This window comes from Tumebacillus lacus, from assembly GCF_026410385.1.
Classification (GTDB): Bacteria; Bacillota; Bacilli; order Tumebacillales; family Tumebacillaceae; genus Tumebacillus; species Tumebacillus lacus.
Genome location: NZ_JAPMLT010000002.1, coordinates 381,065 through 407,632, shown reverse-complemented (window position 1 = coordinate 407,632; position 26,568 = coordinate 381,065). Strand labels below are relative to the sequence as shown.

29 protein-coding genes are annotated in these 26,568 nt (G+C 58.0%); 28 read left to right on the top strand and 1 reads right to left on the bottom strand.

Annotated features, from left to right (window positions below):
* The first annotated feature begins 69 nt into the window (after positions 1-69).
* The 3 genes from OS242_RS06255 to wecB all read left to right on the top strand — a co-directional run bounded on the left by OS242_RS06255 (position 70) and on the right by wecB (position 3,249).
* Positions 70-1,335, top strand: a complete 1,266-nt coding sequence (locus tag OS242_RS06255; protein ID WP_323372913.1) for a serine hydroxymethyltransferase — start codon at positions 70-72, stop codon at positions 1,333-1,335.
* A gap of 119 nt (positions 1,336-1,454) precedes the next feature.
* Positions 1,455-2,084, top strand: coding sequence for a uracil phosphoribosyltransferase (gene upp, locus OS242_RS06250; RefSeq protein WP_267150796.1), 630 nt, complete (start codon positions 1,455-1,457; stop codon positions 2,082-2,084).
* Between the two features lie 22 nt (positions 2,085-2,106).
* The gene (wecB, locus tag OS242_RS06245) at positions 2,107-3,249 is read left to right on the top strand and encodes a non-hydrolyzing UDP-N-acetylglucosamine 2-epimerase (RefSeq protein ID WP_267150795.1); all 1,143 of its coding nucleotides are present in this window, start codon (positions 2,107-2,109) and stop codon (positions 3,247-3,249) included.
* 66 nt (positions 3,250-3,315) lie between these two features.
* Here wecB and OS242_RS06240 read toward each other — a convergent pair whose 3' ends face one another.
* Entirely contained in the window at positions 3,316-4,629 is a 1,314-nt protein-coding gene (locus OS242_RS06240; protein WP_267150794.1) for a helix-turn-helix transcriptional regulator, read from the bottom strand.
* A 205-nt stretch (positions 4,630-4,834) separates the two neighbouring features.
* On the opposite strand from OS242_RS06240, the gene OS242_RS06235 reads away from it, so the two are divergent.
* The 25 genes from OS242_RS06235 to OS242_RS06115 all read left to right on the top strand — a co-directional run bounded on the left by OS242_RS06235 (position 4,835) and on the right by OS242_RS06115 (position 26,532).
* Positions 4,835-6,019, top strand: a complete 1,185-nt coding sequence (locus OS242_RS06235; protein WP_323372912.1) for an acetyl-CoA C-acetyltransferase — start codon at positions 4,835-4,837, stop codon at positions 6,017-6,019.
* A 283-nt stretch (positions 6,020-6,302) separates the two neighbouring features.
* Entirely contained in the window at positions 6,303-6,689 is a 387-nt protein-coding gene (locus OS242_RS06230; protein WP_267150793.1) for a hypothetical protein, read from the top strand.
* A 34-nt stretch (positions 6,690-6,723) separates the two neighbouring features.
* A complete protein-coding gene (atpB, locus tag OS242_RS06225) occupies positions 6,724-7,494 on the top strand; it encodes a F0F1 ATP synthase subunit A (protein WP_267150792.1) in 771 nt (256 codons plus the stop codon).
* Between the two features lie 87 nt (positions 7,495-7,581).
* Complete coding sequence (gene atpE, locus OS242_RS06220; protein WP_267150791.1) at positions 7,582-7,800, top strand: F0F1 ATP synthase subunit C; 219 nt, start codon at positions 7,582-7,584, stop codon at positions 7,798-7,800.
* Positions 7,801-7,899: 99 nt separating this feature from the next.
* Positions 7,900-8,385 carry a F0F1 ATP synthase subunit B gene (atpF, locus tag OS242_RS06215; RefSeq protein WP_267150790.1) on the top strand — a complete coding sequence of 162 codons (486 nt, stop codon included), beginning with the start codon at positions 7,900-7,902 and terminating at the stop codon, positions 8,383-8,385.
* A complete protein-coding gene (locus tag OS242_RS06210) occupies positions 8,382-8,915 on the top strand; it encodes a F0F1 ATP synthase subunit delta (protein WP_267150789.1) in 534 nt (177 codons plus the stop codon). Before atpF ends, OS242_RS06210 begins: the two co-directional genes overlap by 4 nt.
* 22 nt (positions 8,916-8,937) lie before the next feature.
* Entirely contained in the window at positions 8,938-10,446 is a 1,509-nt protein-coding gene (atpA, locus tag OS242_RS06205) for a F0F1 ATP synthase subunit alpha (protein WP_267150788.1), read from the top strand.
* A 45-nt stretch (positions 10,447-10,491) separates the two neighbouring features.
* A complete protein-coding gene (atpG, locus tag OS242_RS06200) occupies positions 10,492-11,370 on the top strand; it encodes an ATP synthase F1 subunit gamma (protein ID WP_267150787.1) in 879 nt (292 codons plus the stop codon).
* A gap of 32 nt (positions 11,371-11,402) precedes the next feature.
* The gene (gene atpD / locus OS242_RS06195; protein WP_267150786.1) at positions 11,403-12,812 is read left to right on the top strand and encodes a F0F1 ATP synthase subunit beta; all 1,410 of its coding nucleotides are present in this window, start codon (positions 11,403-11,405) and stop codon (positions 12,810-12,812) included.
* Positions 12,813-12,844: 32 nt separating this feature from the next.
* Entirely contained in the window at positions 12,845-13,258 is a 414-nt protein-coding gene (locus tag OS242_RS06190; RefSeq protein ID WP_267150785.1) for a F0F1 ATP synthase subunit epsilon, read from the top strand.
* Positions 13,259-13,476: 218 nt separating this feature from the next.
* Positions 13,477-13,845 carry an NADH-quinone oxidoreductase subunit A gene (locus OS242_RS06185; protein ID WP_267150784.1) on the top strand — a complete coding sequence of 123 codons (369 nt, stop codon included), beginning with the start codon at positions 13,477-13,479 and terminating at the stop codon, positions 13,843-13,845.
* Positions 13,836-14,387, top strand: a complete 552-nt coding sequence (locus tag OS242_RS06180; protein WP_267150783.1) for a NuoB/complex I 20 kDa subunit family protein — start codon at positions 13,836-13,838, stop codon at positions 14,385-14,387. The genes OS242_RS06185 and OS242_RS06180 overlap by 10 nt, the downstream gene beginning before the upstream one ends.
* On the top strand, positions 14,388-15,101 hold the full coding sequence (locus OS242_RS06175) for an NADH-quinone oxidoreductase subunit C (RefSeq protein ID WP_267150782.1): 714 nt from the start codon (positions 14,388-14,390) through the stop codon (positions 15,099-15,101). It abuts the gene before it with no gap.
* Positions 15,102-15,116: 15 nt separating this feature from the next.
* A complete protein-coding gene (locus OS242_RS06170) occupies positions 15,117-16,217 on the top strand; it encodes an NADH-quinone oxidoreductase subunit D (RefSeq protein WP_267150781.1) in 1,101 nt (366 codons plus the stop codon).
* Positions 16,218-16,223: 6 nt separating this feature from the next.
* On the top strand, positions 16,224-17,216 hold the full coding sequence (gene nuoH / locus OS242_RS06165; RefSeq protein WP_267150984.1) for an NADH-quinone oxidoreductase subunit NuoH: 993 nt from the start codon (positions 16,224-16,226) through the stop codon (positions 17,214-17,216).
* Between the two features lie 19 nt (positions 17,217-17,235).
* Positions 17,236-17,679 (top strand): NuoI/complex I 23 kDa subunit family protein, encoded by a 444-nt coding sequence (locus OS242_RS06160; protein ID WP_267150780.1) that lies wholly within the window; start codon positions 17,236-17,238, stop codon positions 17,677-17,679.
* Positions 17,679-18,209: an NADH-quinone oxidoreductase subunit J gene (locus OS242_RS06155; RefSeq protein ID WP_267150779.1), complete on the top strand. Its 531-nt coding sequence runs from the start codon at positions 17,679-17,681 to the stop codon at positions 18,207-18,209. The genes OS242_RS06160 and OS242_RS06155 overlap by 1 nt, the downstream gene beginning before the upstream one ends.
* Before the next feature lies 1 nt (position 18,210).
* Positions 18,211-18,519 carry an NADH-quinone oxidoreductase subunit NuoK gene (nuoK, locus tag OS242_RS06150; protein ID WP_267150778.1) on the top strand — a complete coding sequence of 103 codons (309 nt, stop codon included), beginning with the start codon at positions 18,211-18,213 and terminating at the stop codon, positions 18,517-18,519.
* 42 nt (positions 18,520-18,561) lie between these two features.
* Entirely contained in the window at positions 18,562-20,466 is a 1,905-nt protein-coding gene (nuoL, locus tag OS242_RS06145; protein ID WP_267150777.1) for an NADH-quinone oxidoreductase subunit L, read from the top strand.
* Positions 20,467-21,987, top strand: a complete 1,521-nt coding sequence (locus OS242_RS06140) for a complex I subunit 4 family protein (RefSeq protein ID WP_267150776.1) — start codon at positions 20,467-20,469, stop codon at positions 21,985-21,987. It abuts the gene before it with no gap.
* Positions 21,988-21,992: 5 nt separating this feature from the next.
* Positions 21,993-23,513, top strand: coding sequence for an NADH-quinone oxidoreductase subunit N (locus tag OS242_RS06135; RefSeq protein WP_267150775.1), 1,521 nt, complete (start codon positions 21,993-21,995; stop codon positions 23,511-23,513).
* Positions 23,514-23,606: 93 nt separating this feature from the next.
* Positions 23,607-23,813, top strand: a complete 207-nt coding sequence (locus OS242_RS06130; RefSeq protein WP_267150774.1) for a DUF1146 domain-containing protein — start codon at positions 23,607-23,609, stop codon at positions 23,811-23,813.
* Positions 23,814-23,907: 94 nt separating this feature from the next.
* The gene (locus OS242_RS06125) at positions 23,908-24,666 is read left to right on the top strand and encodes a YwmB family TATA-box binding protein (protein WP_267150773.1); all 759 of its coding nucleotides are present in this window, start codon (positions 23,908-23,910) and stop codon (positions 24,664-24,666) included.
* Positions 24,667-24,705: 39 nt separating this feature from the next.
* Positions 24,706-26,004 carry a UDP-N-acetylglucosamine 1-carboxyvinyltransferase gene (gene murA, locus OS242_RS06120; protein ID WP_267150772.1) on the top strand — a complete coding sequence of 433 codons (1,299 nt, stop codon included), beginning with the start codon at positions 24,706-24,708 and terminating at the stop codon, positions 26,002-26,004.
* A gap of 105 nt (positions 26,005-26,109) precedes the next feature.
* Complete coding sequence (locus OS242_RS06115) at positions 26,110-26,532, top strand: YxiG family protein (protein ID WP_456128173.1); 423 nt, start codon at positions 26,110-26,112, stop codon at positions 26,530-26,532.
* Positions 26,533-26,568: the final 36 nt, after the last annotated feature.

The following is a 26,568-nucleotide window of genomic DNA, read 5'->3' as shown; positions in this document are numbered from 1 at the left end:
TGTCTTATGCTATAATGTTCGGAAAAGAAGCACCTTAGATGTTCCTTGGAGAAAAGGAGAGATTTCAGAATGAGCAACCATTTGGGCAACGTTTTGAAAGTGATGGATCCGGAAGTCACCCGCGCGATTGAGGCGGAACTGGGCCGTCAGCGCGACAAGATCGAATTGATCGCCTCGGAGAACTTCGTCTCCCTCGCGGTGATGGAAGCGATGGGCACCGTGCTGACCAACAAATACGCAGAAGGCTACCCGGGCAAGCGCTACTACGGCGGCTGCGAACACGTCGACGTTGTGGAAGACCTCGCTCGCGAACGCGCGAAAAAGCTGTTCAACGCTGACCATGCCAACGTCCAGCCGCACTCCGGCGCGCAGGCGAACACCGCTGTCTACTTTGCGTTCCTCAAGCCGGGCGACACAGTGCTCGGGATGAACCTCTCTCACGGCGGCCACCTGACGCACGGCTCCCCGGTGAACATTTCCGGCCAATACTACAACTTCGTCCCGTACGGCGTCGAAGAAGATACGCACCGCCTCAACTATGACAAAGTGCGCGACCTCGCGCTCGAACACAAACCGAAGATGATCGTCGCAGGCGCATCCGCGTACCCGCGCACCATCGACTTCGCCAAAATGCGCGAGATCGCAGACGAAGTGGGCGCTTACCTGATGGTCGACATGGCGCACATCGCCGGTCTCGTCGCGACCGGCCACCATCCGTCGCCGGTGCCATTCGCCGACTTTGTCACCACCACCACGCACAAGACCCTGCGCGGTCCGCGCGGCGGCATGATCCTGTGCAAAGAGCAGTACGCCAAGCAGATCGACAAAGCGATCTTCCCGGGCATCCAAGGCGGCCCGCTGATGCACATCATCGCAGCGAAAGCGGTCGCGTTTGGCGAAGCGCTCCGCCCGGAGTTCACCCAATACTCGCAGGCGGTCATCGACAACGCGGCAGCACTGGCGTCCGCGCTGATCGACCGCGGCCTGTCCATCGTCTCCGGCGGCACCGACAACCACCTGCTCTTGATCGACGTGCGCAACCTCGGTCTGACCGGCAAAGAGGCGGAGCACCTGCTCGACGAGGTGGGTGTCACCACCAACAAAAACACCATCCCGTTCGACCCGGCTTCCCCGTTCGTCACCTCGGGCGTTCGCATCGGCACGGCGGCTGTCACCTCGCGCGGCTTTGACACCGCTGCGATGACCGAGATCGCCGACATCATCGAGCTCACCCTCAAGCATCGCGAGGACCAGACCCAGATCAACGAAGCGTTGAAAAAGGTCAAGGCGCTCTGCGACCGCTTCCCGATGTACGACGGGCTGACCTACCTGTAAGCTGTAAGATCCGCATAGCGACAGAAAAAGCGCCCCCAGGGGCGCCTTTTTCTTGACTTCCGCACAACTGTGCTATAATGGACAGGACATCCAAAGCTGACAGAAAAGGGGCACCAACGATGAGCAAAGTGTACGTGTTTGACCATCCGCTGATCCAACATAAATTGACCTATATCCGCGACAAAAACACCGGCACCAAGCAGTTCCGCGAGCTGGTGGAAGAAGTCGCGATGCTGATGGCGTACGAGATCACGCGCGATCTGCCGCTGGAGGAAATCACCGTCGAAACGCCGATCATGGAAGCCAAGATGAACGTGATCGCCGGCAAAAAGCTCGGCGTCGTGCCGATCCTGCGCGCCGGCCTTGGCATGGTCGACGGCATCCTCAACCTGATCCCGAACGCCAAAGTCGGCCACATCGGCCTCTACCGCGACCCGGAGACCCTGCAGCCTGTCGAGTACTATTGCAAACTGCCGACCGACGTCGAAGAGCGCGACCTGATCGCTGTCGACCCGATGCTGGCGACCGGAGGCTCGGCTGCGGCAGCCATCGGCTTTATGAAGCAACGCGGTGCGAAAAGCATCAAACTGATGTGCTTGATCGCCGCACCGGAAGGCATCAAAGTCGTCCAAGAGGCGCACCCGGACGTCGACATCTATGTCGCGGCCGTCGATGAATGCCTGAACGACCACGGCTACATCACGCCGGGCCTTGGCGACGCAGGCGACCGCCTGTTTGGCACGAAATAATATTCGGGAGAGAGATCAGAACATGGAACCGATTCGTGTATTGACCGTATTTGGAACGCGACCGGAAGCGGTCAAGATGGCACCGCTCGTCAAAGCGTTGGAGCGTGCAGGGGAAGGGATTCACTCCCGCGTCTGCGTCACCGCCCAGCACCGTCAGATGCTGGACCAAGTGTTAAACCTCTTTGAGATCACGCCTGACTACGATCTTGACATCATGGAGCCGCGCCAGACCCTGACCGGCGTCACGATTAAAGCGCTGGCCGGCCTCGAAGACGTCATTCGCAAAGAGCAGCCGCACATCGTGCTCGTCCACGGCGACACCACGACCACGTTCGTCGCCTCTTTGGCTGCGTTTTATCAACAGGTGGCGATCGGTCATGTCGAAGCGGGCCTGCGCACCTTTGACAAGTACTCGCCGTTCCCGGAAGAGATGAACCGCCAACTGACCGGCGTCATGGCCGATCTTCATTTCGCGCCGACCCAGCAGTCCAAAGACAACCTGCTGCGCGAAAACAAGCCGGAAGCGCGCATCTTTGTCACCGGCAACACCGCTATCGACGCGATGAAGACCACCGTGCGCGAGACGTATACCCACCCGATCCTTGAAGGCATCGGCGAGGGGCAGCGCCTGATCTTCATGACGGCGCACCGCCGCGAAAACCTCGGCGAAAAGATGGAAAACATCTTCCGCGCTGTCCGCCGTCTGGTGGACGATCACCCGGAGACGGTCGTCGTCTACCCGGTGCATCTCAACCCGGCTGTGCAAGAGCCGGCGCGGGCGATCCTCGGCGATCACGAACGCATCCACTTGATCGACCCGCTCGACGTGTACGACACCCACAACTTCATGTCGCGGGCGCACCTGATCCTCACCGACTCCGGCGGCATCCAGGAAGAAGCGCCGTCGCTCGGCGTGCCGGTGCTCGTCCTGCGCGACACCACCGAGCGCCCGGAAGGCATCGCGGCCGGGACGTTGAAACTGGCGGGCACCGAGGAAGACACCATCTACCGCCTCGGGCGCGAACTGCTGACCGACGCGGACGCTCATCAAAAGATGTCTGTCGCTGCCAACCCGTACGGCGACGGCGAAGCGTCGGAGCGCATCGTGCAGGCGATCCGCTACCATTTTGGAAACGGGGACAAGCCGGACGAGTTTGAAGTCTAACGGCTCGTCCATCAACAAAAAACGACCTCCCGTTTTCATCCAACGGGAGGTCGTTTCGTCAGGGGACTAGACCATCGAGCCGACGCCCATGATCACGCCGAGATTTTCATAGACGGCCAGCGCTTCGGTGTACAGAACCGATGCCATCGCCTGATCGCCGGAAGAAGCGCAGAGGCGACCCATCCGCACAAGGTTGTCCGCCAGGCGGCGCGGCACCGGCAGACGGCGGATGATCGACAGGCTCTCTTCCAGTGCGAGGCGGCTCTCCTGCTCCTCGCCGAGCAGATGAGACAGTTGGTATTTCAACGCGAGGGCGCGCGCGTGCTCCTCCTCGACGTCGTATTGGCTGAGCAGTTCTCTCGCCTTGTCCAGGCGGGTGCGGGCCGCTTCCAGCTCCTTCGACTCGATCAGCGTCTCGACCTGATCGAGAGCGGCGGTGACGACAGAGGCGTCTTTCAATTGCTGCTTTTGCTCGATGGCGAGGTCAAAGTGCTCGTTGGCCAGCACCAGATCGCCGGTCTTCACATACAGCGAGGCCAGCGTGTGTTCGACCTGCGACAGTTCATGCTTGGCATCCGACTGGCGCATCAGGCGCAGCGCCTCTTGGAACAGCTCCAGCGCGCGGTCGTACTGCTCTTTCTCGCGATAGGACGCGCCGAGCACCAGCAGCGACTCCGCATAGGCGTCGATGTTGTTCATCCGCGCGACAAGCTCTTTGGCGCGGCTGGCATAGAGCAGCGCATCGTCGTACTGGCCGAGCTTGTGGCAGGTCTGAGCGAGCATCGAGTAGATCTTGTGAATCAGCGCATCTTCAATCGTCACATTTTCCGTTTCTTCGGCCTGTTTAAAATAGTCGAGCGCCTGCGTGTAAAATCGCTGGCGGAAGGAGACGAGTCCAAAATGGAAATAGATCTCCGGCAGGCAAGCGTATTGCCCGGAGAGCAAGGCGCTGGACTGCGCCTTGAACAAGTATTGGTTGGCCTTACTGTAGTCGTCCTGCTCGACATGGATGCGGCCGAGCAAAAAGGTGCTGCGGGCGATCAGCGCGGTCAGCCCGAGTTCTTTCGCGTCTTCCAATATCTCTTCGGCAAAGCGGGCAGCCATGCCGTACCGTTTGCGATACATCAGCGCTTCCGCTTCTGCGAGCAGCGAAGCGGCGCGGCGGGTTAAAGTTTCCTCCGGGGTCTCGCGGAAATAATGGAAGGGTGTTTGCAGGGTCTGTGCCAGATAGCGCAACAACTCCTCCGATGGTGCTTGCAGATCGCGCTCCACCAAACTGAGCGTTGCAGGGGAGATCATGCTCCCCGCCACTTCTTTCAGCGTGAGATCCAATTCTTTGCGCTTCAGTCGAAGTTTCTGGCCCATGGTCAAATAGTTCATAGTGAACTCTCCTATTCCGAGGACGGAGTCAATTTGTGAGTGATGTTCATCTCGTTGTGATAGAAGTAAATATACCACCTTTTACAGGGAGCGAAAAGACTTGACGCTTTCTGCCTTGAGGTGGAAGGAATCCATGATCGCTTCGAGAATAGAATGGATTGGAACTGTGCAGGAAATGCTTGTATTTGGAAAGGGGAATCATTCAGTGAGCAATCGTGATGTAGTCATCGTATCTGCCGTGCGCACAGCGATCGGCAGCTTTAACGGCGCGCTGTCCGGCATCTCCGCACCGGAGCTCGGCAGCATCGTCATCAAGGAAGCGCTTTCTCGCGCGGGTGTCACCGGCGACCTCGTCGAAGAAGTGATCATGGGCAACGTGCTCCAAGCGGGCCTCGGTCAAAACCCGGCTCGTCAAGCGGCGGTCAAAGCGGGTCTGCCGAACACCATCGCGTCGATGACGATCAACAAAGTGTGCGGCTCCGGCCTCAAAGCGGTCATGCTCGGCGCGCAGGCGATCAAAGCGGGCGATGCCGACGTGATCGTCGCAGGCGGCATGGAAAACATGACGCGCTCTCCTTATTTATTGGAAGGTGCTCGTGGCGGGTTCCGCATGGGCGACCAAAAAGCGGTCGACTCGATGATCCGCGACGGCCTGTGGTGCGCATTTGACGACACCCACATGGGCATCACCGCCGAGACGGTGGCAGAACGCTTCGGCCTGTCCCGCGAAGAGCAGGACGAATTTGCAGCTTGGTCGCAACAAAAAGCGGAAGAAGCACTGAAGTCCGACCGTTTCCGCGACGAGATCGTCCCGGTCCCGCTCCCGCAGCGCAAAGGCGATCCGATCCTGTTTGACAAGGACGAGTACCCGCGCGCTGGCACCACCGCCGAGTCGCTCGGCAAACTGCGTCCGGCCTTCAAAAAAGACGGCACCGTCACCGCCGGCAACGCATCGGGCATCAACGACGGCGCGGCTGCGATCGTCGTCATGTCCCGCGAGAAGGCGGAAGCGCTCGGTCTGAAGATCCTCGCGACCGTGCGCGGCTATGCGTCTGCGGGCCTCGATCCGAACGTGATGGGCCTGGGTCCGATCTACGCGACCAAGAAAGTCCTCGACCGGACCGGCCTGACCATCGACGACATCGACCTGATCGAAGCGAACGAAGCGTTTGCTGCGCAATCGCTGGCTGTCGGCCGCGAGCTGAACATCCCGCGCGAAAAGCTCAACGTCAACGGCGGCGCACTGGCGCTTGGTCATCCGATTGGCGCATCGGGCGCGCGCGTGCTCGTCTCGCTGCTCTTCGAGATGGAAAAACGCGATGCCAAGCGCGGCCTTGCCACCTTGTGCATCGGCGGCGGTCAAGGCGTCTCGATGATCGTCGAACGCTAAGCGTTCGTTACACGATTTGCCTGGTTTTAGCACACTTTTGTCTGATTTATGAATTACGGCTAAAAGTGCAGAGCCGACGCGGAACGGACGACGGCGAGTTCGTTGACAATCCTATACTCGGTATAGTACTATGATTCTCGGTTAGGGTTCCGCAGAGAGGATTCGTGTTCCGTCCTGTGAAACCCGCCGAGTCTTTTTGTGGTTTGCCATACATAATTTTTCCGCCTAGGGGCAAGGTTAGGTACGGTAGACTTTTCCTCACAGGTGAGATGGGAGCCACGGCATGAACGAATTTCACCTTTTAGCAAGACGAACGATCCGAAACACCGCATACGTCGCCGCCATTCTGGCGATACTCGCGGCGGTGTTGCCAAGTCTCTCCGGGCTGTTTGCCGGACTGGCCATCGGGTCGGTTGTTAGTCTGTACTTCGCTGTCAGCGCTTCCAAACAGACGGAGATGGCGGCGGACGTCGCGCTGCGCAACGTCAAAAAGCGACCGGGAACCATGATGGCCTTTCGCATCATGATGCTCCTCGGTGCCTTTCTTCTGGTGCGGGCGCTCGAACCGAAAATTGGGTATGTGAGTCTTCCGGGTGTGGTGATAGGGCTGTTTGCCTATCAACTGGTGATCTTGGGGGGCTTCCTATACAACAAGCTCAAAACTTCATAAGCCATCACGCTATCGGAAGGGGTGAAAGTAAAGAATGGAACACTTATTTCCTACCATTGGCGAAGGGACTTGGGCGATTGACCTGACTGCGATTGGCACCAGCATCTTGGCGGCCTTGATCGTTCTTCTGCTGGCTCGTCTGGCAACGAAGAGCGTCGATGTCCGCAAGCCGCGCGGCTTGCAGAACTTCTTCGAGTGGGTGATCGACTTCATCACCGGGCTCGCGAAGGATACTATCGGCGGCAAGCGTGCAATGACCTATGTGCCGTTGGCGTTCACCTTGATCATCTATCTGTTTGTTGCCAACCAGATGGGTCTGATCACGAACATCACCGCTCACATTCACGAGCCGATGTTGGGGATTTCCCAAGAAACTCTGGATCATCATGACGGCGAGGCACACGTCTCCTTCTTCATGTCGCCGACCGCGAACCTGAGCGTCGCGATGGCCATGTCGATCGGGATCGTCACCATGACGCATTTCATCGGTCTGCGCAATCCTAAGAGTTATTTCAAGCACTACATCGAACCGAATCCGGCTTTCCTTATCCTGCACTTGATCGACGAAGTGGCAAAGTTCATCACGCTCGGTCTGCGTCTCTTCGGTAACATCTTTGCGGGTGAAGTCCTGATCGGGATCCTCGTGGGTCTGCCGCTCCTCTTCGGGTTCTTCCCGACAGGCGGTATCCCGCTCATCGTCTGGCTGGCGTACTCCATGTTCGTCGGCACGATCCAAGCATTCGTCTTCACCGTCCTGACCCTGGTCTACATCGGTCAAAAACTTCCGCACGACGAACACCACTAAGGATTCGTCCGCGCGACAAGTTGTCTCTCGTTTCAACGTTCGAAATGACTAAAAAATTCTCTCTATCTCCAAGGAGGTTCTTCTCAAATGGAAATGGCTACTGCTGTAGGTTTGCTGCTCGGTCTCGCTGCTGTTGGTGCAGGTATTGGTAACGGTCTCGTTGTTGGTCGCACCATCGAAGGTATCGCTCGTCAGCCGGAAATGCGCGGCGTTCTGCAAACTCAAATGTTCATCGGTCTCGGTCTCGTAGAGGCACTTCCGGTTATCGCGGTTGCGTTCGGCCTGATCCTCTTCGGCCGCATCTAATCTCGGACGACCGGCAGGGCGGCGGGGCGGGTTTCACCGCCTGCGCCTTCCTTTTGTCCGCAGTCTCGTCTAACCCGATCCCGAAAGGAGTGAATCTTCATGATGCCACAACTCGGCACCATGCTGGTGCAACTGGCCGTGTTCCTTGTGCTGTTCCTGCTCTTGCGCAAGTACGCGTTCGGTCCGCTCATGAAAGTGATGAGCGATCGTGCTGAATATATCGAAAACCAGATCACTTCTGCTGAGAAAAACCGCGCAGAAGTGGAGCGACTGGCAGCGGAACACAAAGCTGCCATCGATTCCGCAAAGAAAGAAGCTGCTGAGATGCTGGAGAACGCTCGTCGTTCCGGCGACAAGCAAGCGGCTGACCTCGTAGCGGCTGCAGAAGCAGAAGCGCGCCGTCTGCGCGAAGAAGCGTCTGCTGAAATCAAGCGTGAAAAAGAACTGGCTCTGGCAGAAGTTCGCGAACAAGTCGCGGCTCTCTCCGTCCTGTTGGCTGGCAAGATCATCCATCAAGAGCTGAACGCGGAAGGCCACAAAGCCCTCTTCGATGAAGCAGTGAAGGAAATGGGTGTTCGCGTATGAAAAACGCAGCCGTAGCGAAGCGATATGCGGAAGCCCTGATCGAATTGGCAAAAGGACAAGGCAAGACCGACGCGGTTGAGCAAGAGCTCAAAAGCATTGTCGATGTCCTGAACGCACATCCGGAACTCGGCAGCATTCTGCTGCACCCGAGCATCCCGCTCGATGCGAAAAAGCAGCAGATCACCGATCTGTTCGGTGGCCGCGTCTCCGACACCGTGCTGAACTTCTTGAAAGTCCTCTTCGATGCGCGTCGCCAAGACGCGATCGCAGATGTATACAACGAATATGTTCGTCTGGCTGACCTGGAAAAAGGTCGAGTCAAAGCAGAAGTGGAAACGGCCGTCCCGCTCACCGAAGCGGAACTGAGCTCGTTGAAGCAAACGCTCGGCACGAACGGCAAGCAAGTGGAAGTGACCACGACGGTCAACCCGAGTCTGATCGGCGGCGCGCGCGTGCGCATCGGCGACCGAGTGTTCGACTACTCGGTGGCTTCCCAGCTGAACCGTTTCCGTCAGACGCTCAAATACTAGTCCGGTAGATAGGGGTGAGATCATGAGCATTCGTCCTGAAGAAATCAGCTCCCTGATTAAGCAACAGATTGAGAACTATCAATCTGAAGTTCAAGTATATGACGTCGGCACCGTAATCCAAGTCGGCGACGGTATCGCACGTATTCATGGTCTTGAGAAAGTAATGGCCGGGGAACTCCTCGAGTTCACCAACGGCGCTCTGGGCATGGCCTTCAACTTGGAAACCAACAACGTCGGTGCCGTAGTCCTCGGCACGGTTGTCGGCATCAAAGAAGGCGACCAAGTCAAGCGCACGGGCCGCATCGCACAAGTTCCGGTCGGCGAAGCGCTGGTAGGCCGCGTTGTCAACCCGCTCGGCCAACCGATCGACGGCCGCGGTCCGATCGAAGCAAAAGAATTCCGTCCGATCGAATCTCCGGCTCCGGGCGTTATCGACCGTAAATCGGTTCACGAGCCGATGCAAACCGGTCTCAAAGCGATCGACGCACTGGTTCCGATCGGTCGTGGTCAGCGCGAGTTGATCATCGGCGACCGTCAAACCGGTAAGACTGCAGTCGCAGTCGACGCGATCATCAACCAAAAAGGCCAAGGCGTCATCTGCATCTACGTCGCCATCGGTCAAAAGCAATCCACCGTCGCTCAAGTTGTGGAAACCCTCCGCAAGCACGGCGCGATGGAATACACCATCGTCGTATCCGCATCCGCATCCGATCCGGCTCCGCTGCTCTTCCTGGCACCGTACGCTGGCGTTGCGATGGGCGAGTACTTCATGTACAACGGCGGCCATGTTCTGTGCGTATACGACGACCTGTCGAAACAAGCAGCAGCATACCGCGAAATGTCCCTGCTGATGCGCCGTCCTCCGGGCCGCGAAGCATTCCCGGGCGACGTCTTCTACCTGCACTCCCGCCTGCTGGAGCGCGCTGCAAAGCTGTCTGACAAACTCGGCGGCGGCTCGCTGACCGCTCTGCCGTTCATCGAGACCCAAGGCGGCGACGTATCGGCGTACATCCCGACCAACGTCATCTCCATCACCGACGGCCAGATCTTCCTTGAGTCCGACCTGTTCCACTCCGGCGTGCGTCCGGCGATCAACGTAGGTCTCTCGGTATCCCGCGTCGGTGGTTCCGCACAGATCAAAGCGATGAAGAAGGTTGCGGGTACCCTGCGTCTGGACCTGGCGCAATACCGCTCCCTGCAAGCATTCGCACAGTTCGCATCCGACCTCGACAAAGCGACCCGCGCGACTCTGGACCGCGGTGCTCGTCTGGTTGAAGTGCTCAAGCAAGGCCAATACGCTCCGCTCTCCGTTGAGAAGCAAGTTATCTCTCTGTGGGCTGTCGTAAACGGTCATGCTGACGGCGTAGCGGTCGAATCGATCCGTCGCTTCGAATCCGAATGGCTGTCCTACGTAGATTCCAACTACCCGCAGATCGCCAAGTCGATCACGGAGACCAAAGATCTCACGAAAGACACCGAAGCTGCACTCAAGGAAGCGATCGAGAAGTTCCTCAAGACCTTCGTAGCGTAATTCCTCTCGTCCAGCTGACCATTTCATGTAAAGGCGGTGTCATTCATGGCGCAAAATACCCGCGACATTCGTCGCCGGATCAAATCCGTGAAGAACACCCAGCAGATCACCAAAGCGATGAAGATGGTAGCTGCGGCGAAACTGCGTCGGGCGCAAGAGCGCGTCGAGCAAGCGCGTCCGTACGCAGGGAAAATGGAAGAAGTAATCGGCAGCATCGCCTCGGGGAGCGGTTCCGCGAACCATCCGATGCTCGTCAAGCGTCCCGTCAAGAAAACCGGTTATGTCGTCCTGACGACCGACCGGGGTCTTGCGGGTTCGTTCAACGCTCAGATCATCCGAACTGTGCTGAACGAAGTGAGAGGCAAGTCTCACAACGAATACGCCCTGTTCATCGTCGGGCGCAAAGGGCGCGATTTCTTCCAACGCCGCGGTTATCCCATTGTTGGTGAAACTACTGGCCTGTCGGATTCTCCGACATTTGCGGATATCAAATCGATTGCAAATGATGTCGTGAAGTTGTTCCAAGACGGTGTCTACGACGAAGTCATCTTGGTCTACAACCAATTCATCAATGCGATCACGCAAGTCCCGGTCACCCGTAAACTGCTTCCGCTCGAAGATGTGGGCGGCAAGCAAGAGACCGTGCAACCGGGCGTGCACACTTCGAAATACGAATACGAGCCGTCTGCGGAAGCAGTGCTCGACAACCTTCTCCCCAAGTATGCTGAGACTCTGATCTTCAGCGCGCTGTTGGAGTCGAAGGCGAGCGAGTTCGGTGCGAAGATGACTTCGATGGGTGCCGCTACGGACAACGCGTCGAAGATGATCGGCACGCTCACGCTCGTACTCAACCGTGCCCGTCAAGCGGCGATCACCACGCAGATCATGGAGATCGTTGGCGGCGCTGAAGCACAGAATCAATAGTTCGATAGCATGCGAGAATGGAGGGATTCGTGATGAACAAAGGACAAATCGTCCAGGTTCTGGGTGCGATCGTTGACGTTCAGTTCCCGGAAGGCCAACTTCCGGAGCTGAACAACGCCCTGACCATTACCTATAAAGCTCAAACTGAAGGCGAGCGCGACATCAACCTCACCGTTGAAGTGGCAACTCACCTCGGCAACAACCAAGTTCGTACCATCGCGATGTCTTCCACCGACGGCCTTGTCCGCGGCACGGAAGTTGTCGACACCGGTCGTCCGATCTCCGTTGCAGTCGGCCCGGGCACCCTCGGCCGCATCCTCAACGTCCTCGGCGAAACGATCGACGAAGCAGGTCCGGTGGACGCTCAGCAGACCAACCCGATCCACGCAGCAGCTCCGGCATACGTTGACCTCGCGACCAAAGTCGAGATCTTCGAAACCGGCATCAAGGTCATCGACCTGCTCGCTCCGTACATCAAGGGCGGTAAGATCGGTCTGTTCGGCGGCGCAGGTGTAGGCAAGACCGTTACCATCCAGGAACTGATCCACAACATCGCGAAGCAACACGGCGGTTACTCCGTATTCGCAGGTGTCGGTGAGCGTACCCGTGAAGGTAACGACTTGTACCACGAGATGAAAGACTCCGGCGTTATCGACAAGACCGCAATGGTCTTCGGTCAGATGAACGAGCCGCCGGGCGCGCGTGCTCGCGTTGCTCTGACCGGTCTGACCATCGCGGAATACTTCCGCGACGTGGAAGAGCGCGACGTTCTCTTCTTCATCGACAACATCTTCCGCTTCACCCAAGCAGGTTCCGAGGTATCCGCACTGCTCGGCCGTATGCCGTCCGCAGTAGGTTACCAGCCGACCCTGGCAACGGAGATGGGTCAACTGCAAGAGCGCATCACCTCGACCAAAAAAGGTTCGATCACCTCGATCCAAGCGATCTACGTCCCGGCCGACGACTACACCGACCCGGCTCCGGCGACCGCGTTCGCTCACTTGGACGCAACCACCAACCTCGAGCGTTCCATCGCCGAGCAAGGGATCTTCCCGGCGGTTGACCCGCTGGCTTCCACTTCCCGCGCGCTGTCCCCGGACATCGTCGGCGAAGAGCACTACCAAGTCGCTCGTGGCGTTCAGGCTACCCTGCAGCGCTACAAAGAACTGCAAGACATCATCGCGATCCTCGGCATGGACGAGTTGTCTGACGAAGACAAAGCGCTCGTTACCCGTGCTCGTAAGATCCAGCGCTTCCTGTCCCAGCCGTTCAACGTTGCAGAACAGTTCACCGGCCGTGCAGGCAAGTACGTCAAGGTCGCTGACTCCGTTCGTTCCTTCAAGGAGATCCTCGAAGGCAAGCACGACGACCTTCCGGAAGGTGCGTTCTACATGTGCGGCACCATCGAAGAAGCGGTCGAAAACGCGAAGAGCATGGCCTAGTGCTCTGCATTGGGGCATAGGAGGAATTCGATATGAGAAAAATGCCGATCGAAATCGTAACTCCTGAACGCAAAGTGTATGAGAACGAAGCAAACCTGATCATCGCTCGCGGCGGTGACGGCGATATCGGGATCATGGCTGGCCATTCCCCGGTCGTCACCACGTTGAAGATCAGCGCACTCCGCGTCAAGACGGACGGAGGCGACCACACCATCGCTGTATCCGGCGGCTTCCTCGAAGTCAAGCCGGATAAAGTGACGGTGCTCGCTGAGTCGGCCGAACTCCCGGAGGAGATCGACGTAGACCGTGCGTCCCGCGCCAAAGAGCGTGCGGAACGCCGCGTCAAGGACTCGAAATCGGGCGATATCGATGCTCGCCGTGCGGAACTCGCACTCTCTCGCGCACTGAACCGTTTGGAAGTCGCGAAAATCAAAACCGGCCGTTAGCCGACAGAACCCCACACAAAAACGTGTGGGGTTTTTGTATGTTTCGGCAGAGAATGCCAAAAACTAATAGGACGCGACCTGGTTCGAAAACTATTTATCACGGGAACTGGTTAGGTTGTTGAAACTAGAGTGGTAGGTTGGTTTTACATGGCTGAGTGACTTTGTTATAATGTTGAAGGCAAAACTCTGAATATCTTCTCATGATGGAGGGGACTATTATGGTCTCATATTGGAACAGTTACGTCTTTATCTCCCTGTTCCTCGTCTTAGGGTTGTTGCTCCCGATCGGCGCGTTGATGATTCTCGGGCCGCTGTTGCGACCGAAAAACCCGACCGAAGCAAAACTGACCACCTATGAATCCGGGGTGGAGCCGTTCGGCGAAGCGCATGTTCAATACAACGTCCGCTACTATCTGTTTGCATTGATGTTCGTAGTGTTCGACGTTGAGATCATGTTCCTGTATCCGTGGGCAGTCTCGTTTGAATCCCTGGGGGTCTTCGGGCTCGTCGAGATGTTTATCTTCCTTGGCTTGCTTGTAATCGGCCTCGTCTATGCCTGGAAAAAGAAGGTGTTGGAATGGAAGTAACGAAAAACACGGCCAACCCGCAAGAACCAGCTTACGTCCAGTTCGAAGGGTTCAGCAAAGAAGAGTCGCAGGAATTGAGCAAGGCCGGTGTGCTGATCGGCACATTGGAACAGGTAAAGGCATGGGCGCGCAGCAACTCGCTTTGGCCGTTGACTTTTGCGACCGCATGTTGCGGGATCGAGATGATGGGCACCGGTGCGGCGCACTATGACCTCGACCGCTTCGGCATCATCTTTCGGGCGTCGCCGCGTCAGGCGGACTGCATCATCATCGCCGGCACGATCACGAAGAAGATGGCGCCGATTTTGAAGCGTCTGTACGATCAGATGCCGGAACCGAAATGGGTGGTGGCGATGGGCTCCTGTGCAACCGCAGGCGGTCCGTATGTGCGCGCCTACAGTGTCGTCAAGGGCGCTGACCAGATCATCCCGGTCGATGTCTACATCCCGGGCTGCCCGCCGTCTCCGCCGGCCTTGATCTACGGCCTGAATAAGCTCCAAGAGAAGATCCGCTTGGAAGCGAAAGGGAAGAAGGTGCGCTAGATGAGCGAAGAAAACAAAGCGCCTGAAGAAACCGTAAAACCGGAAGAACCGGCAAAAACCGAAACGCAATCGGAAGCACCGAAGGCAGAAGCCAAGCCGGAAGCACCGAAGGCAGACGCTGCCCCGGAAGCACCGAAGGCAGAAGCCACCCCGGAAGCGAAGCCCGCTGCTCCGAAACCGGCGGCTGCGGCCAAGCCTGCTGCCGAGAAGGCTCCGGAGCCGGAGAAAGAGCCGGACCCGCGCCTGATCGAAGCCCAGCAACGCCTCGAAACGATCAAAGGCAAGATCGCTACCAAATTCGGCGACGCTGCGATCGAGGAAGCGGACGTGAAAAAAATCACCCCGACCCTCGTGATCAAGCCCGAGTACTGGGTCGACACCGTCGAGTACGTCAAAACCGATCCCTCGCTGCTCTTCTTCTACCCGGAAGCGATGGCCGGCACCGACTACAAAGACAAAGGGTACATCGAAGTGTTCACCCTCCTGCATTCCTTCGAACTCGACTACGACATCGCTTTGAAAGTCCGCGGTGCGCGCGACAACGGCAGCGTCCCGTCGATCACCCCGATCTTCTCCGGCTTCAACTGGGAAGAGCGCGAGATCTACGACCTGCTCGGCCTGCGCTTCGAAGGACATCCCGACCTGCGCCGCATCATGCTCGAAGAAGAGTGGCAGGGTCACCCGCTTCGCAAAGATTACGTCGTCATGGACTAGGGGGAAAGGATTACGATGGCAATTCGCACGGAAGAACTCTTAATGAACATCGGCCCCCAGCATCCGAGTACGCACGGGGTGTTGCGCGTGGTCGTCAAAGTCGACGGTGAGATCATCGTCGACGCCGAGCCGGTCGTCGGCTACCTCCACCGCGGCACGGAAAAACTGGCCGAAGATCTGCAATACACGCAGATCATCCCATACACCGACCGCTTGGACTACCTCGCCTCGATGATCAACAACCACGCGATCGTGGGCGCGGTCGAAAAGGCGATGGACCTGGAAGTTCCAGAACGCGCCGAACATCTGCGCGTCATCGTCGCAGAACTGCAACGCATCGCCTCGCACTTGGTCTTCTTCGGTACATACCTGCTGGACCTTGGCGCGATGAGTCCGTTCCTCTACGTCTTCGCCGAGCGTGAAAAGATCATCGATCTCTTCAACCGCCTCTGCGGGGCGCGCCTGACCTTCAACTACATGCGCGTCGGCGGTGTCAAATGGGACACGCCGGAGGGCTGGGTTGAAGAAGCAAAACAATTTGTCCAACATCTCAAGAAGCAGATGGACATGTACCACGAGTTGGTCACCGGCAACGAGATCTTCTTGAACCGCGTCAAAGGCATCGGCAAATTTGACACCGAAACCGCGATCAACTTCGCGATGTCCGGTATCAACCTGCGCTCGACCGGCTTCAACTGGGACCTGCGCAAAAACAAACCGTACTCGATCTACGACCGCTTTGACTTTGACGTGGTCGTCGGGGAGAACGGCGACTGCTACGACCGCTACATGTGTCACCTCAAAGAGATCGAGCAGTCGTTGCGGATCGTCGAGCAAGCGCTCGATCAGATCCCGGAAGGCCCGGTGATGGGCAAGGTGCCGAAGATCCTCCGCGTCCCGGCCGGCGAGTACTACTCGGCTGTCGAAGGCGCTCGCGGGGAACTCGGCGTCTACATCGTCTCGGAAGGCAAGGACAAACCGTACCGCCTGAAATTCCGCCGCCCCTCCTTCGTCAACCTGCAACTGTTGCCGAAGCTGTTGGTCGGCCAGTCGATGTCCAACTTGATCGCCATCCTCGGGGCTGTCGATATCGTGCTTGGGGAGGTCGACGCATAAATGGAAATGTTCACGTGGCTGGATAAACCGATGTCGGGGATGACGTTCCTCAACATGGCGCTCGGCGCTGTCATCGTCCTCGGCTTTATCCTCGGGGTCGTCACTTATACGATCTACTTTGAGCGCAAGGTCATCGGCTGGATGCAATGGCGGATCGGTCCGAACCGCGTAGGTCCGCTCGGTCTGTTCCAAACGATCGCCGACGTCCTGAAACTCCTGATCAAAGAGGACATTGTCCCGGCCAAGGCCGACCGCACGATGTTCCTGATCGCGCCGATCATCGCGTTCTTCCCGTCGTTCATGGTTCTCGCCGTCATTCCGTTTTCGGCGACGCACATCTTTACGGCGGCAAGCAACGTCGGCGTCATCTACTACATCGCTCTGTCCGCTCTGACGATCATCGGGGTCGTGCTCGGCGGTTGGGCATCGAACAACAAATACGCGCTGATCGGCGGCATGCGCTCCGCAGCGCAGATGATCTCCTACGAAGTGCCGTTGGCGATGTCGCTGCTGGCCGTCGTCCTGATGTCCGGCTCGATGAACCTCGTCGAGATCGTCGAAGCACAAAAGAACTTCCCGTACGTCTGGTATATCGTGCCGCAGTTCTTTGGCTTCATCATCTTCATCATCTCTGCGACGGCCGAGTTGAACCGCACACCGTTCGACTTGCCGGAAGCCGAGTCGGAGTTGGTAGCAGGCTACTTCACCGAGTATTCCGGCTTCCGCTTCGCCTTCTACATGCTGGCTGAGTACGTGTACGTCTTTGCGATGTCCGCTCTGGCGACCACGATGTACTTCGGCGGCTGGGAAGGACCGTTCCTGCCGGGCTGGCTCTGGTTCGCCATCAAAGTATCGGCGTTTATCTTCTTCTTCTTCTGGGTTCGCGCCACCATGCCGCGGATCCGCACGGACCAGTTGCTTTCCTTCTCCTGGAAAGTGCTGATCCCGTTGGCGCTGCTCAATCTCGTCGCCACCGCCGTCGTCATGACGCTGGTGTAAACCGAAACGGGGTGAAAAGATGTTTGGTTTCCTGAAAGGCTTGAAAGTCACCTTTAAACAATTGGCTCATAAAAAGATCACCCTGCAATACCCGGACGTCATGCCTGATTTCGGCGAACGGTTCCGCGGCGTGCACAAGTTTTACCCGGAGAAATGCATCGTGTGCAACCAATGCGCGCGCGTCTGCCCGACGTCCTGCATCTCGCTGTCCGGCTCCAAACGTGAAGACAAAAAGCTGCACATCGACACGTACGACATCAACTTTGAGATCTGCATCCTCTGCGACCTGTGCACAGAGGTCTGCCCGACCGAAGCCATTCAGATGTCCGATAAATTCGAATTGGCGACGTACAACCGCGTCGACCTCTACAAGAATATCTACTGGCTGGACGAAAACGCCCGCGTCAGTGACGGTCTCCTGAAAAAAGGCGAAACAGAAGAACAATCCGGAGGTGTCAAGTAATGTTTTCCGGATTTGCAATCACCGGACAGTCGGTGGCCTTCTTCCTGATCTCGCTGTTTGTGATCGCCTGCGGGGTGCTCCTGCTGTCCTTGCGCAAGGTCATGTACATGGCGATGGCCATCGGCGGCGTCTTCATCGGCGTAGCGGCCGTCTTCTTGATGCTCGAGGCGGAGTTCCTCGCGTTCATCCAAGTCCTGCTCTACGCAGGTGCGATCACGATCATGCTCTTGTTTGCGATCATGCTGACCCGTCACGACGAGGTCGAAATGCCGCAAAAACTCACCGCACACCCGGTCTGGGCTGCCATCGGCGCGGCCGGTCTCGGCTTCATCGTGCTGTGGGCGGTCAAATTCTCCGGCGTCAAATGGCCCACTCCGTCTGCGGAGTCGCCGTGGCAAGGGGAAGACAACGTCAAACTGATCGGGGAGTCGCTGTTCAACCAGTACGTCATCCCGTTCGAATTGGTCTCCGTCGTGCTGATCGTCGCACTGGTCGGCGCCATCACGCTGGCGAAGAAGGAGGAGGAGTAACGTGTTATCGGTCGAACAGTTTCTGACGCTTGCGGCTATCTTGTTCTGCATCGGTCTCTACGGTGCCCTGACGAAGCGCAACATCATCATCGTCCTCGTGTCGATTGAGTTGATGCTCAACGCGGCCAACATCAACCTCCTCACGTTCGCTCGCTTCGGTCTCGTCCCGGCGATCAACGGTCAGGTGTTCACCCTCTTTGCGATGACGATTGCAGCGGCGGAGCTCGCTGTAGGCCTTGCGATCCTGATCGCGCTGTATCGCAATCGCAACACCAGCGATGTGCGGGATCAAGACCTGATGAAGTGGTAACGGGCTTGCATCCCATTTCAAACAACGGAGAAAGGTGATCATATGGTTGAGTATGCCTGGTTAGTTCCCCTCTTCCCGCTGGTGGCGTATCTGCTCCTGTTCGTGCTCGGACGGCGGGCGCAAGAGGGTGTCGTCACTGCGATTGCTGTGCTGGCCTCGCTGGCTGCATTCGTCGTGTCGCTGATGATTTTATCTGAAGTGCAGGCGAACGGCCCGGGAGCCCCGTACATGTTCCACTGGCTGACGGTCGGCTCGTATACGCTCTCGATGGGCTATGAAGTCACCGCGCTCAACGCGATGATGCTGGCGGTCGTCACGTTCGTCTCGACGCTGGTGTTCCTCTTCTCGAAGAGCTACATGAAAGGCGACGAACGCTTCGTCGTGTTCTATCAATATCTCAGCCTGTTCGTCTTCTCGATGCTCGGGCTGGTCATCTCGCCGAACCTGCTCCAGGTCTACATCTTCTGGGAATTGGTCGGTCTGTGCTCGTTCCTGCTCGTCGGCTTCTGGTACTACAAGCCGGAAGCGGCAGCGGCTGCAAAAAAAGCATTTATCGTCACTCGTATCGGTGACGTCGGTCTGTTCATCGGCATCATGCTGCTGTTTGTGGCTACCGGCACGTTCGACTATGCAGGTGTCTTCCAAGCGGTAGAGTCGAAAAACTTCGCCATCGACTGGATCTCTCCGGAAGCGTTCATCACGCTGGTTGCGATCCTGATCTTCATCGGTGCGATCGGCAAATCGGCGCAGTTCCCGCTGCACACCTGGTTGCCGGACGCGATGGAAGGCCCGACCCCTGTGTCGGCGCTGATCCACGCCGCGACGATGGTCGCCGCGGGCGTCTATCTCGTCGCTCGCGCCTTCCCGATCTTTGCCGCATCTGAGACGGCGCTGACTGTCATCGCGGTCATCGGCGGCATCACGGCGATCTTCGCCGCGCTGATCGGTCTCACGCAAAACGACATCAAGCGGGTGGTCGCCTACTCGACCGTCTCGCAACTCGGCTACATGGTGATGGCGCTCGGCGTCTCCGCCTATGTGGCGTCCGTGTTCCACCTGATGACCCACGCCTTCTTCAAGGCGCTGCTGTTCTTGGCGGCAGGCTCCGTGATCCACGCCCTGCACCACAACCAGGACATCCGCTCAATGGGCGGCCTGTGGAAGAAGATGCCGGTTACCGGCTGGACCTTCCTGATCGGCGCGTTGGCACTGTCCGGCATCCCGCCGTTCGCCGGCTTCTGGTCGAAGGACGAGATCTTGCTCGGCGCGTACGCGTCCGGCAACACGCTCCTGTTCGTGATCGGCCTGATCGCCGCGTTCTGCACCGCGTTCTACATCTTCCGCGTGTTCTTCATGACCTTCACCGGGGAGTTCCGCGGTGACAAAGACACGTGGGACCATGCGCATGAGTCGGGTCCTGTGATGACCATTCCGCTGGTGCTGCTGGCGATCATGGCACTCGTCTCCGGCCTGTTCAACTCGCCGGTCACCGACTACGCGCTGGCAGACTTCCTGCAAGCGGGCGGCCTGCACTACGGCGCACACCCGGAGCATGTCTCGTGGATGCCGTACGTTGCGACCCTCGTCGCGCTGGCGGGCATCGGTCTTGCCTACCTGATGTACAAAACGAAGTCGATCAACCCGGAACGCTTGGCAAACGGTGCGCTCCGTCCGCTGTACAACCTGTCCTACAACAAGTTCTACGTGGATGAGATCTACCACTACGCCATCGTCCTCCCGGTCGTCTGGATCGGCCGCATCTTGAACTTTATCGACAAATGGATCGTCGACGGCATTGTCCGCCTCGTGGGGCAAGGCACGTACGTCGGCGCTCTCGGCCTGAAGTACGCGCAAAACGGCCAGGTGCAAACCTACGGGTTGATCACCGTGCTCGGCGCAGTCGTACTGCTCGGGGCCGCGATGTATGCGATTGGAGGTGTGCGATAAATGACGGGCAATCTGCTGACGTTCATCGTCCTCCTGCCGCTGATCGCTGCACTGATCATCGGGTTTGTCCCGCGCAGCAACCAAGGCCAAGCCCGTGCGGTCGCCTTGATCGCCACGGCGCTGTCCCTGCTGCTCTCGATCTTCGTCTACGCAGGTTTTGACCAAGACCTCGCAGGCATGCAGTACACGACGCACTACGAATGGATCAACATCGCGCACGTCTACCAAGACAAAGCGCTGACCATCGGTTTTGACCTCGGGATCGACGGCCTCTCGCTGCCGTTCCTGCTCCTGACCGGCATCATCACCTTCCTCGCCGTGCTGGCATCGAAAAACATCCAGCACCGCGTCAAAGAGTACTACCTCTGGGTGATGCTGCTCGTCGCAGGTCTGTACGGCTGCTTCGTCGCCCTCGACCTGTTCCTGTTCTTCCTGTTCCTCGAGCTGACCTTGATCCCGATGTACTTCCTGATCGGCATCTGGGGCGGCGACCGCAAAGGCGCGGTGGCGACCAAGTTCCTCGTCTACCGCGGCATCGCGTCCGCCTTCGTCCTCGTCGCTTTTGTCGCGCTGGCGTTCAAAGCGGCCGATGCGACCGGCGTGATCTCGATGAACATGGTCAACATCGCCGATGCGTTCGCCAAAGCATCGCCGGACCTGATCACGGCTGCGTTCAAACAGGGCATCTTCCTGGTGCTCCTGCTGGCGATCCTGATCGAGGAAGCGTTCTTCCCGTTCCACACCTGGCTGCCGGACACGCATGAGCAAGCGCCGGCCGCTGTCTCGATGCTGGTCGGCGGCGTGCTGATGAAGATCGGCGCGTACCTCTTGTTCCGCATCGGGGTCGGCATCCTGCCGGATGCCGTGCAATACTTTGCGACGCTGATCGCCCTCATCGGCGTGATCAACATCGTCTACGCCGCTCTGATCGCGATGGTACAGAAGGACTGGCGCCGACTGCTCGCCTTCTCCGCGATCTCGCACATGGGCGTCGTGCTCCTCGGGGTGGCGGCGATGAACGAAGCGGGTCTGCAAGGCGGGATCTTCATGACGATCTCCTCCGGTCTGCTCTCGGGTCTGCTCTTCTTCCTGATCGGCGCGATCCAAGAGCGCACCGGCACGACGATGATCGGCGCGCTGGGCGGTCTGTCCAAACCGATGCCGATCCTCTCCGGCTTCCTGCTGGCAGCGGCGCTCGGTTCGCTCGGCCTGCCGGGTATGAGCGGCTTTATCTCCGAAGTGCTGGCCTTCATCGGCGCGTTTGACGCGTTCCCGGTGCTGGCGGCCGTCGGTACGCTGGGGATCATCTTGGCGGCTGTCTACCTCCTGTGGGCGATGCAACGCACCACCTACGGGCCGACGACCGCAGCGCTGGAAGGCGTGTCGGACGCAAAGGCGATCGAGTACTTGCCGATGATCGTCCTGACCGCGCTGATCCTCCTGATCGGTATCTACCCGTCGATCCTCGGTGACCTGGTGAACCCGACGATTCTCTCTTATGTCACCGGGATAGGAGGCTAGACGATATGAATTTGACCACAGGCTTTACCACCATCACGTTCTCTGATGTCTGGCACGTGATGGCGCCGGAGCTGATCATGATCCTCGCCGGTTTCGCCATCCTGCTGTTCGACCTGTTCGTTTCCAAAGGAACCTCCCGCCGCCTCTCGCCGTGGCTGGGCGTGGTGACGGTGATCGTCGCGATCGTGCTCGTCATCCGCAACTTCGGCGTCGTCGCAGCGGAGGGGCCGGGTCAGCTCTCCAACATGCTGTACGTCCTCGACGACTACGGCAACGTGTTCAAGCTGATCTTCCTGTTCGGCACCTTGTTCACGCTGATCATGTCGATTGACTTCTTCAAGAAAAACCCGCTGGTCGCCGTGCCTGAATACACCTACCTGCTGCTGTTCGGCACGGTCGGTGCGATGACGATGGCGTCCGCGTTCGACCTGATCACCTTGTTTGTGGGCCTTGAGATCCTCTCGATCTCCTCCTACATCTTGGTGGCGATGCGCAAGGGCAATTCGAAAGCGACCGAAGGCGCGATGAAATATCTCGTCATCGGCTCCATCGCATCGGCGTTTGTGCTCTACGGCATGTCGTTTATCTACGGCATCACCGGCCAGACCAACATCGCCCTCGGCGGTCAGATGATCGCTCAGATGTGGATGGAGATGCAGCCGGTGCTCCTGCTCGGCTTCCTCCTGATGCTGGTCGGCTTTGGCGTCAAGATCTCGCTCGTGCCGTTCCACCAATGGGCGCCCGACACCTACGAAGGCGCGGCCAACCCGATCACCTCGTTCCTCGCCGTCGTCTCCAAGGCGGCAGGCTTCGCGCTGATCATCCGCACCTTCATCTGGGGCTTCGCTCGCGAGTTCGGTGAGTTGTACATCTACCTCGCGATCTTCGCGGCCCTGACGATGATCGTCGGAAACGTGGCAGCACTGGCGCAAAAGAACATCAAGCGCCTGCTCGCGTACTCCTCGGTCGCACAGGCCGGCTACCTGCTGATCCCGCTCGTCACACTCGGCAAAGGTACCAACGAGCACAACATCTGGCTCGCCCTCGGCGAGACGGTGTTCTACCTCGCCGGCTACCTGTTCATGACGATGGGCGCGTTCGCCGTGCTCACCGCCGTCACCCGCGAGGCGGGCAACGAGACCATCGACGCCTTCCGCGGACTGTACAAACGTTCGCCGTTCCAAGCGGTGGCGATGTCGGTGTTCCTGCTCTCGATGGCGGGCATGCCGATCACCGCCGGCTTCTTCGGGAAGTTCTACATCTTCCTCGGGGCGATCAACACCGGCCTGTACTGGCTGGCGGCACTCCTGTTCGTCACCTCCGCGATTGCGTTCTACTACTACTTCGGCGTGCTCAAGGCGATCTTCGCCGGCGAGACCTCCGAAGAAGGCACCGCCGTGCCGAAGCTCGGCCTGCCGTGGTCGCTGAACCTGATCGTCTGGATCGGTCTGATCGGGACTGTCGGTCTCGGGGTCTTCCCGAACCTGTTCCTCGACGTACTGAACGGTTTGCACTGGTTCGGCTAAAAAAATTGTCGAAAAAAAAGGCTCCGGGACGAAAGTCTCGGGGTCTTTTTTCATATTTGTGGTAGGATAGAGGAGAACAGGGGGGATCTTTGCATGATTGCCGTCTTCAATCTGATCTTTTTGTTGTTCGGCGTGATGATCGCCTGGTACGCGCTGTCGGCCGTGCGTTGGGAAGTGTTTCTCAAAGACGCCAAGAGCAAACCGGCCGCTGTGTTGCGACTTTTGGTGGCGATCTTGCTCGGCTACCAGTTGTCGCGCTTTTTAAATGAATATCTGCTCGCGACCTCGCTGTTGCGGTGAAAACTAGCAAACTCTTTTTCTAGCAAAAGGTATAAAGAGATCGTCCGGCGGTCAGAATGGGTAACATCCATTCAGACAGTCGGGAGCGATTCTCATGAAAAAAATCGGAGTACTCGGTATCATCTTCTGTTTCCTGCTTGCAGGCTTTCAATTTATGAACAGCCGCCAAACCATCGCCCAGTCGACAGACACGGGCGAGTTTCTCACCCGGGCTTTCATCGCGTCGTCTGCAGACGTCGAAGGCTACTCGATCCACAACTGGTCGGTGGTGAGCAAGGACTACAAATCGACAGACGAGCTGAAGGAGATGGGGCAGACCCTCTCGAAAACGCTGGCCGTCGAAGGGGCACAGGAATCGGTCAAACATCAAGGCGACCAAAATTCCTACGTGCTGCGCGGCACTTGGACCAACGGTTCGGAGGTGCAACTGACCCTCTCTTCCCTGAAATTCCAAGACCAAGCCCCGCAGACCGTGCTGGCTGTGCGCGTCGAACGCAAGACGTCGGACCTGACCGATTATTCGGCTTCGATCCAACGCGTGCGCGACACCGCGCTGCAACTCGGCACCGTCCCACAAATTAGTACTTGTATCTCAGGTTTGCTTGCTGATAAAATGGAGGACGGCAAAACGAACGAATTGGTCGAAACGATCTTCAAAAAGGCCAAAGCCAAAGAGATCGAAGGCGTCCGTTCGGACCTTGTCACCAGCGTATCCGGGTATTCTCCTCTGACCAAGGATTACATAGTGACCAATGGGAACAAAATGAACCTGCAAGTGGCCGTTCACTATGACGAAAAGCGCGGTCAAACCCGTGTGCTGGTAGGTTCTCCGATCGTGACCATTGAGTATTGAGGGCTCGTAAGATTCGCCCCGCCTGTGGAGGTTACAGCATTGACCAGAATTGTCGTACAGGGTGGACAACGACTCTCGGGCTCCGTGAGGGCCAGCGGCGCAAAAAACGCCGTTTTGCCGATCTTAGCGGCGGCGCTTCTGCCGAGCCGGGGTGCGAGTGTTTTAGAGGACGTGCCGAATCTTTCGGACGTCAGACATATGATTTCTTTGCTTGAAGTGATGGGCGTGGAAGCAGAGTGGGTCGACTCGACCCGTCTGTCCCTTTCTGCCGAAACGGTGGAGTCCAAAGAAGCACCGGCCGACCTCGTTCGGAAAATGCGGGCTTCTTTTCTTGTCCTCGGGCCGTTGCTCTCCCGCTTTGGCTACGCGCGCGTCGCGATGCCGGGCGGCTGCTCCATCGGGGAGCGTCCGATCGACCTGCACATCAAAGGGTTCGAAGCGCTGGGTGCCGAGGTTGAGATCGGCAACGGCTTTATCGAAGCCCGCGTCGCAGGCGGTCGTCTGCGCGGTGCGAAGATTTATTTGGATTTCGCATCGGTGGGCGCGACGCAGAACATCATGATGGCGGCCGTCCTTGCAGACGGCAAGACCGTCATCGAAAACGCGGCCAAAGAGCCGGAGATCGTCGACCTCGCCAACTATCTCAACAAGATGGGGGCTGAGGTGCGCGGAGCCGGCACCGACGAGATCCGCATCAACGGCGTGCGCGAACTGCGCGGCGTCGAGCATACGGTGATCCCGGACCGCATCGAGGCGGGCACGTTCCTGATCGGCGCTGCGATCACCGGCGGTGACGTCTACGTCGAAGGCGCGATCTCCAACCACCTGACGCCGCTGCTCTTCAAATTGAAGGAAAGTGGCGCGACGGTGGTCGATGACGTCTACGGCGTGCGCGTGACGGCGAACGGTCCGCTGCGTCCGCTCGACGTCAAGACGCTGGTCTATCCGGGCTTCCCGACCGACCTGCAAGCGCAGATGATGGCGATGCTCACCGTCACGCCTGGCACGTCGTTCATCACCGAGACGGTGTTTGAAAACCGCTTCATGCACGTCGCCGAGCTCAAGCGCATGGGCGCGGACATCCGCATCGACGGCCGCACCGCGATGATCAAAGGCGTGCCGCGTCTCCAGGGTGCCAAAGTCACCTCGACCGACCTGCGTGCAGGCGCTTGCCTGATCCTCGCCGGCCTCGTCGCCGAAGGCGACACCGAGGTCTACGGCGTACACCACATCGACCGCGGCTACGTCGACATCTGCGACAAGTTCATGCGCCTTGGCGCAGAGCTGAAGCGGGTGGAGGCCGAACCGTTTAGCCTTATCGAGAAGAAAGCAACTTAATATTTGGGAACGAACCCTTCGCGAGACACAGAGAGCATGTTGCTTTCAACCTTGCGAAGGTTTTTTCTTTTTCATAAAAACACAAAAGGAAAGTGAGTGAAGAACATGCAGAGAAGTTACCTGCAGCAACGCTTGGACACTTTATGGGCTGCTATCATCGATGAACTTACATTTGATCCTTTGCGCAAAAAAATCGAGTTTATCGTTCATGCGGTCGACTATGGGAAGGTCACTCATTCAAAGCTTGTTTTCGAAGAAGTGGCATCCTTTCACTGGTTGCAGAGCACAGGAGAAGCACGAAACGTATTCTATGAGTACGAAGAGGGGGACCATTTGGAATTGAGCTTGGTTCAGCACTTTCCGGGCGGAATGGGAACGGTCGGATTTCTTGCCCAAGGCGAGTGGGATCATCTAGACAATTTCATTCCCAATTTCGCTATCGAAATGTATCAGCAAGTCCTACATCTCGAAGCACGCGTCGTCATCATCGACGGCGAACGATTTGAAGTCGGGTTTGTAAACAACTAGGGGAATCACATCCATGTAAACGTGGCAGACTGAGGA

Coding starts and splice junctions, on each gene's coding strand:
- OS242_RS06125 (WP_267150773.1), top strand. CDS start 23,908: ATGAAAAAAATCGGAGTACTCGGTATCATCTTCTGTTTCCTGCTTGCA.
- OS242_RS06185 (WP_267150784.1), top strand. CDS start 13,477: ATGGTCTCATATTGGAACAGTTACGTCTTTATCTCCCTGTTCCTCGTC.
- wecB (WP_267150795.1), top strand. CDS start 2,107: ATGGAACCGATTCGTGTATTGACCGTATTTGGAACGCGACCGGAAGCG.
- OS242_RS06135 (WP_267150775.1), top strand. CDS start 21,993: ATGAATTTGACCACAGGCTTTACCACCATCACGTTCTCTGATGTCTGG.
- OS242_RS06140 (WP_267150776.1), top strand. CDS start 20,467: ATGACGGGCAATCTGCTGACGTTCATCGTCCTCCTGCCGCTGATCGCT.
- atpD (WP_267150786.1), top strand. CDS start 11,403: ATGAACAAAGGACAAATCGTCCAGGTTCTGGGTGCGATCGTTGACGTT.
- OS242_RS06115 (WP_456128173.1), top strand. CDS start 26,110: ATGCAGAGAAGTTACCTGCAGCAACGCTTGGACACTTTATGGGCTGCT.
- atpG (WP_267150787.1), top strand. CDS start 10,492: ATGGCGCAAAATACCCGCGACATTCGTCGCCGGATCAAATCCGTGAAG.
- OS242_RS06240 (WP_267150794.1), bottom strand. CDS start 4,629: ATGAACTATTTGACCATGGGCCAGAAACTTCGACTGAAGCGCAAAGAA.
- OS242_RS06180 (WP_267150783.1), top strand. CDS start 13,836: ATGGAAGTAACGAAAAACACGGCCAACCCGCAAGAACCAGCTTACGTC.
- OS242_RS06130 (WP_267150774.1), top strand. CDS start 23,607: ATGATTGCCGTCTTCAATCTGATCTTTTTGTTGTTCGGCGTGATGATC.
- OS242_RS06255 (WP_323372913.1), top strand. CDS start 70: ATGAGCAACCATTTGGGCAACGTTTTGAAAGTGATGGATCCGGAAGTC.
- OS242_RS06155 (WP_267150779.1), top strand. CDS start 17,679: ATGTTTTCCGGATTTGCAATCACCGGACAGTCGGTGGCCTTCTTCCTG.
- nuoL (WP_267150777.1), top strand. CDS start 18,562: ATGGTTGAGTATGCCTGGTTAGTTCCCCTCTTCCCGCTGGTGGCGTAT.
- OS242_RS06160 (WP_267150780.1), top strand. CDS start 17,236: ATGTTTGGTTTCCTGAAAGGCTTGAAAGTCACCTTTAAACAATTGGCT.
- OS242_RS06190 (WP_267150785.1), top strand. CDS start 12,845: ATGAGAAAAATGCCGATCGAAATCGTAACTCCTGAACGCAAAGTGTAT.
- upp (WP_267150796.1), top strand. CDS start 1,455: ATGAGCAAAGTGTACGTGTTTGACCATCCGCTGATCCAACATAAATTG.
- OS242_RS06210 (WP_267150789.1), top strand. CDS start 8,382: ATGAAAAACGCAGCCGTAGCGAAGCGATATGCGGAAGCCCTGATCGAA.
- OS242_RS06170 (WP_267150781.1), top strand. CDS start 15,117: ATGGCAATTCGCACGGAAGAACTCTTAATGAACATCGGCCCCCAGCAT.
- atpF (WP_267150790.1), top strand. CDS start 7,900: ATGATGCCACAACTCGGCACCATGCTGGTGCAACTGGCCGTGTTCCTT.
- atpE (WP_267150791.1), top strand. CDS start 7,582: ATGGAAATGGCTACTGCTGTAGGTTTGCTGCTCGGTCTCGCTGCTGTT.
- atpB (WP_267150792.1), top strand. CDS start 6,724: ATGGAACACTTATTTCCTACCATTGGCGAAGGGACTTGGGCGATTGAC.
- OS242_RS06175 (WP_267150782.1), top strand. CDS start 14,388: ATGAGCGAAGAAAACAAAGCGCCTGAAGAAACCGTAAAACCGGAAGAA.
- nuoH (WP_267150984.1), top strand. CDS start 16,224: ATGTTCACGTGGCTGGATAAACCGATGTCGGGGATGACGTTCCTCAAC.
- OS242_RS06230 (WP_267150793.1), top strand. CDS start 6,303: ATGAACGAATTTCACCTTTTAGCAAGACGAACGATCCGAAACACCGCA.
- atpA (WP_267150788.1), top strand. CDS start 8,938: ATGAGCATTCGTCCTGAAGAAATCAGCTCCCTGATTAAGCAACAGATT.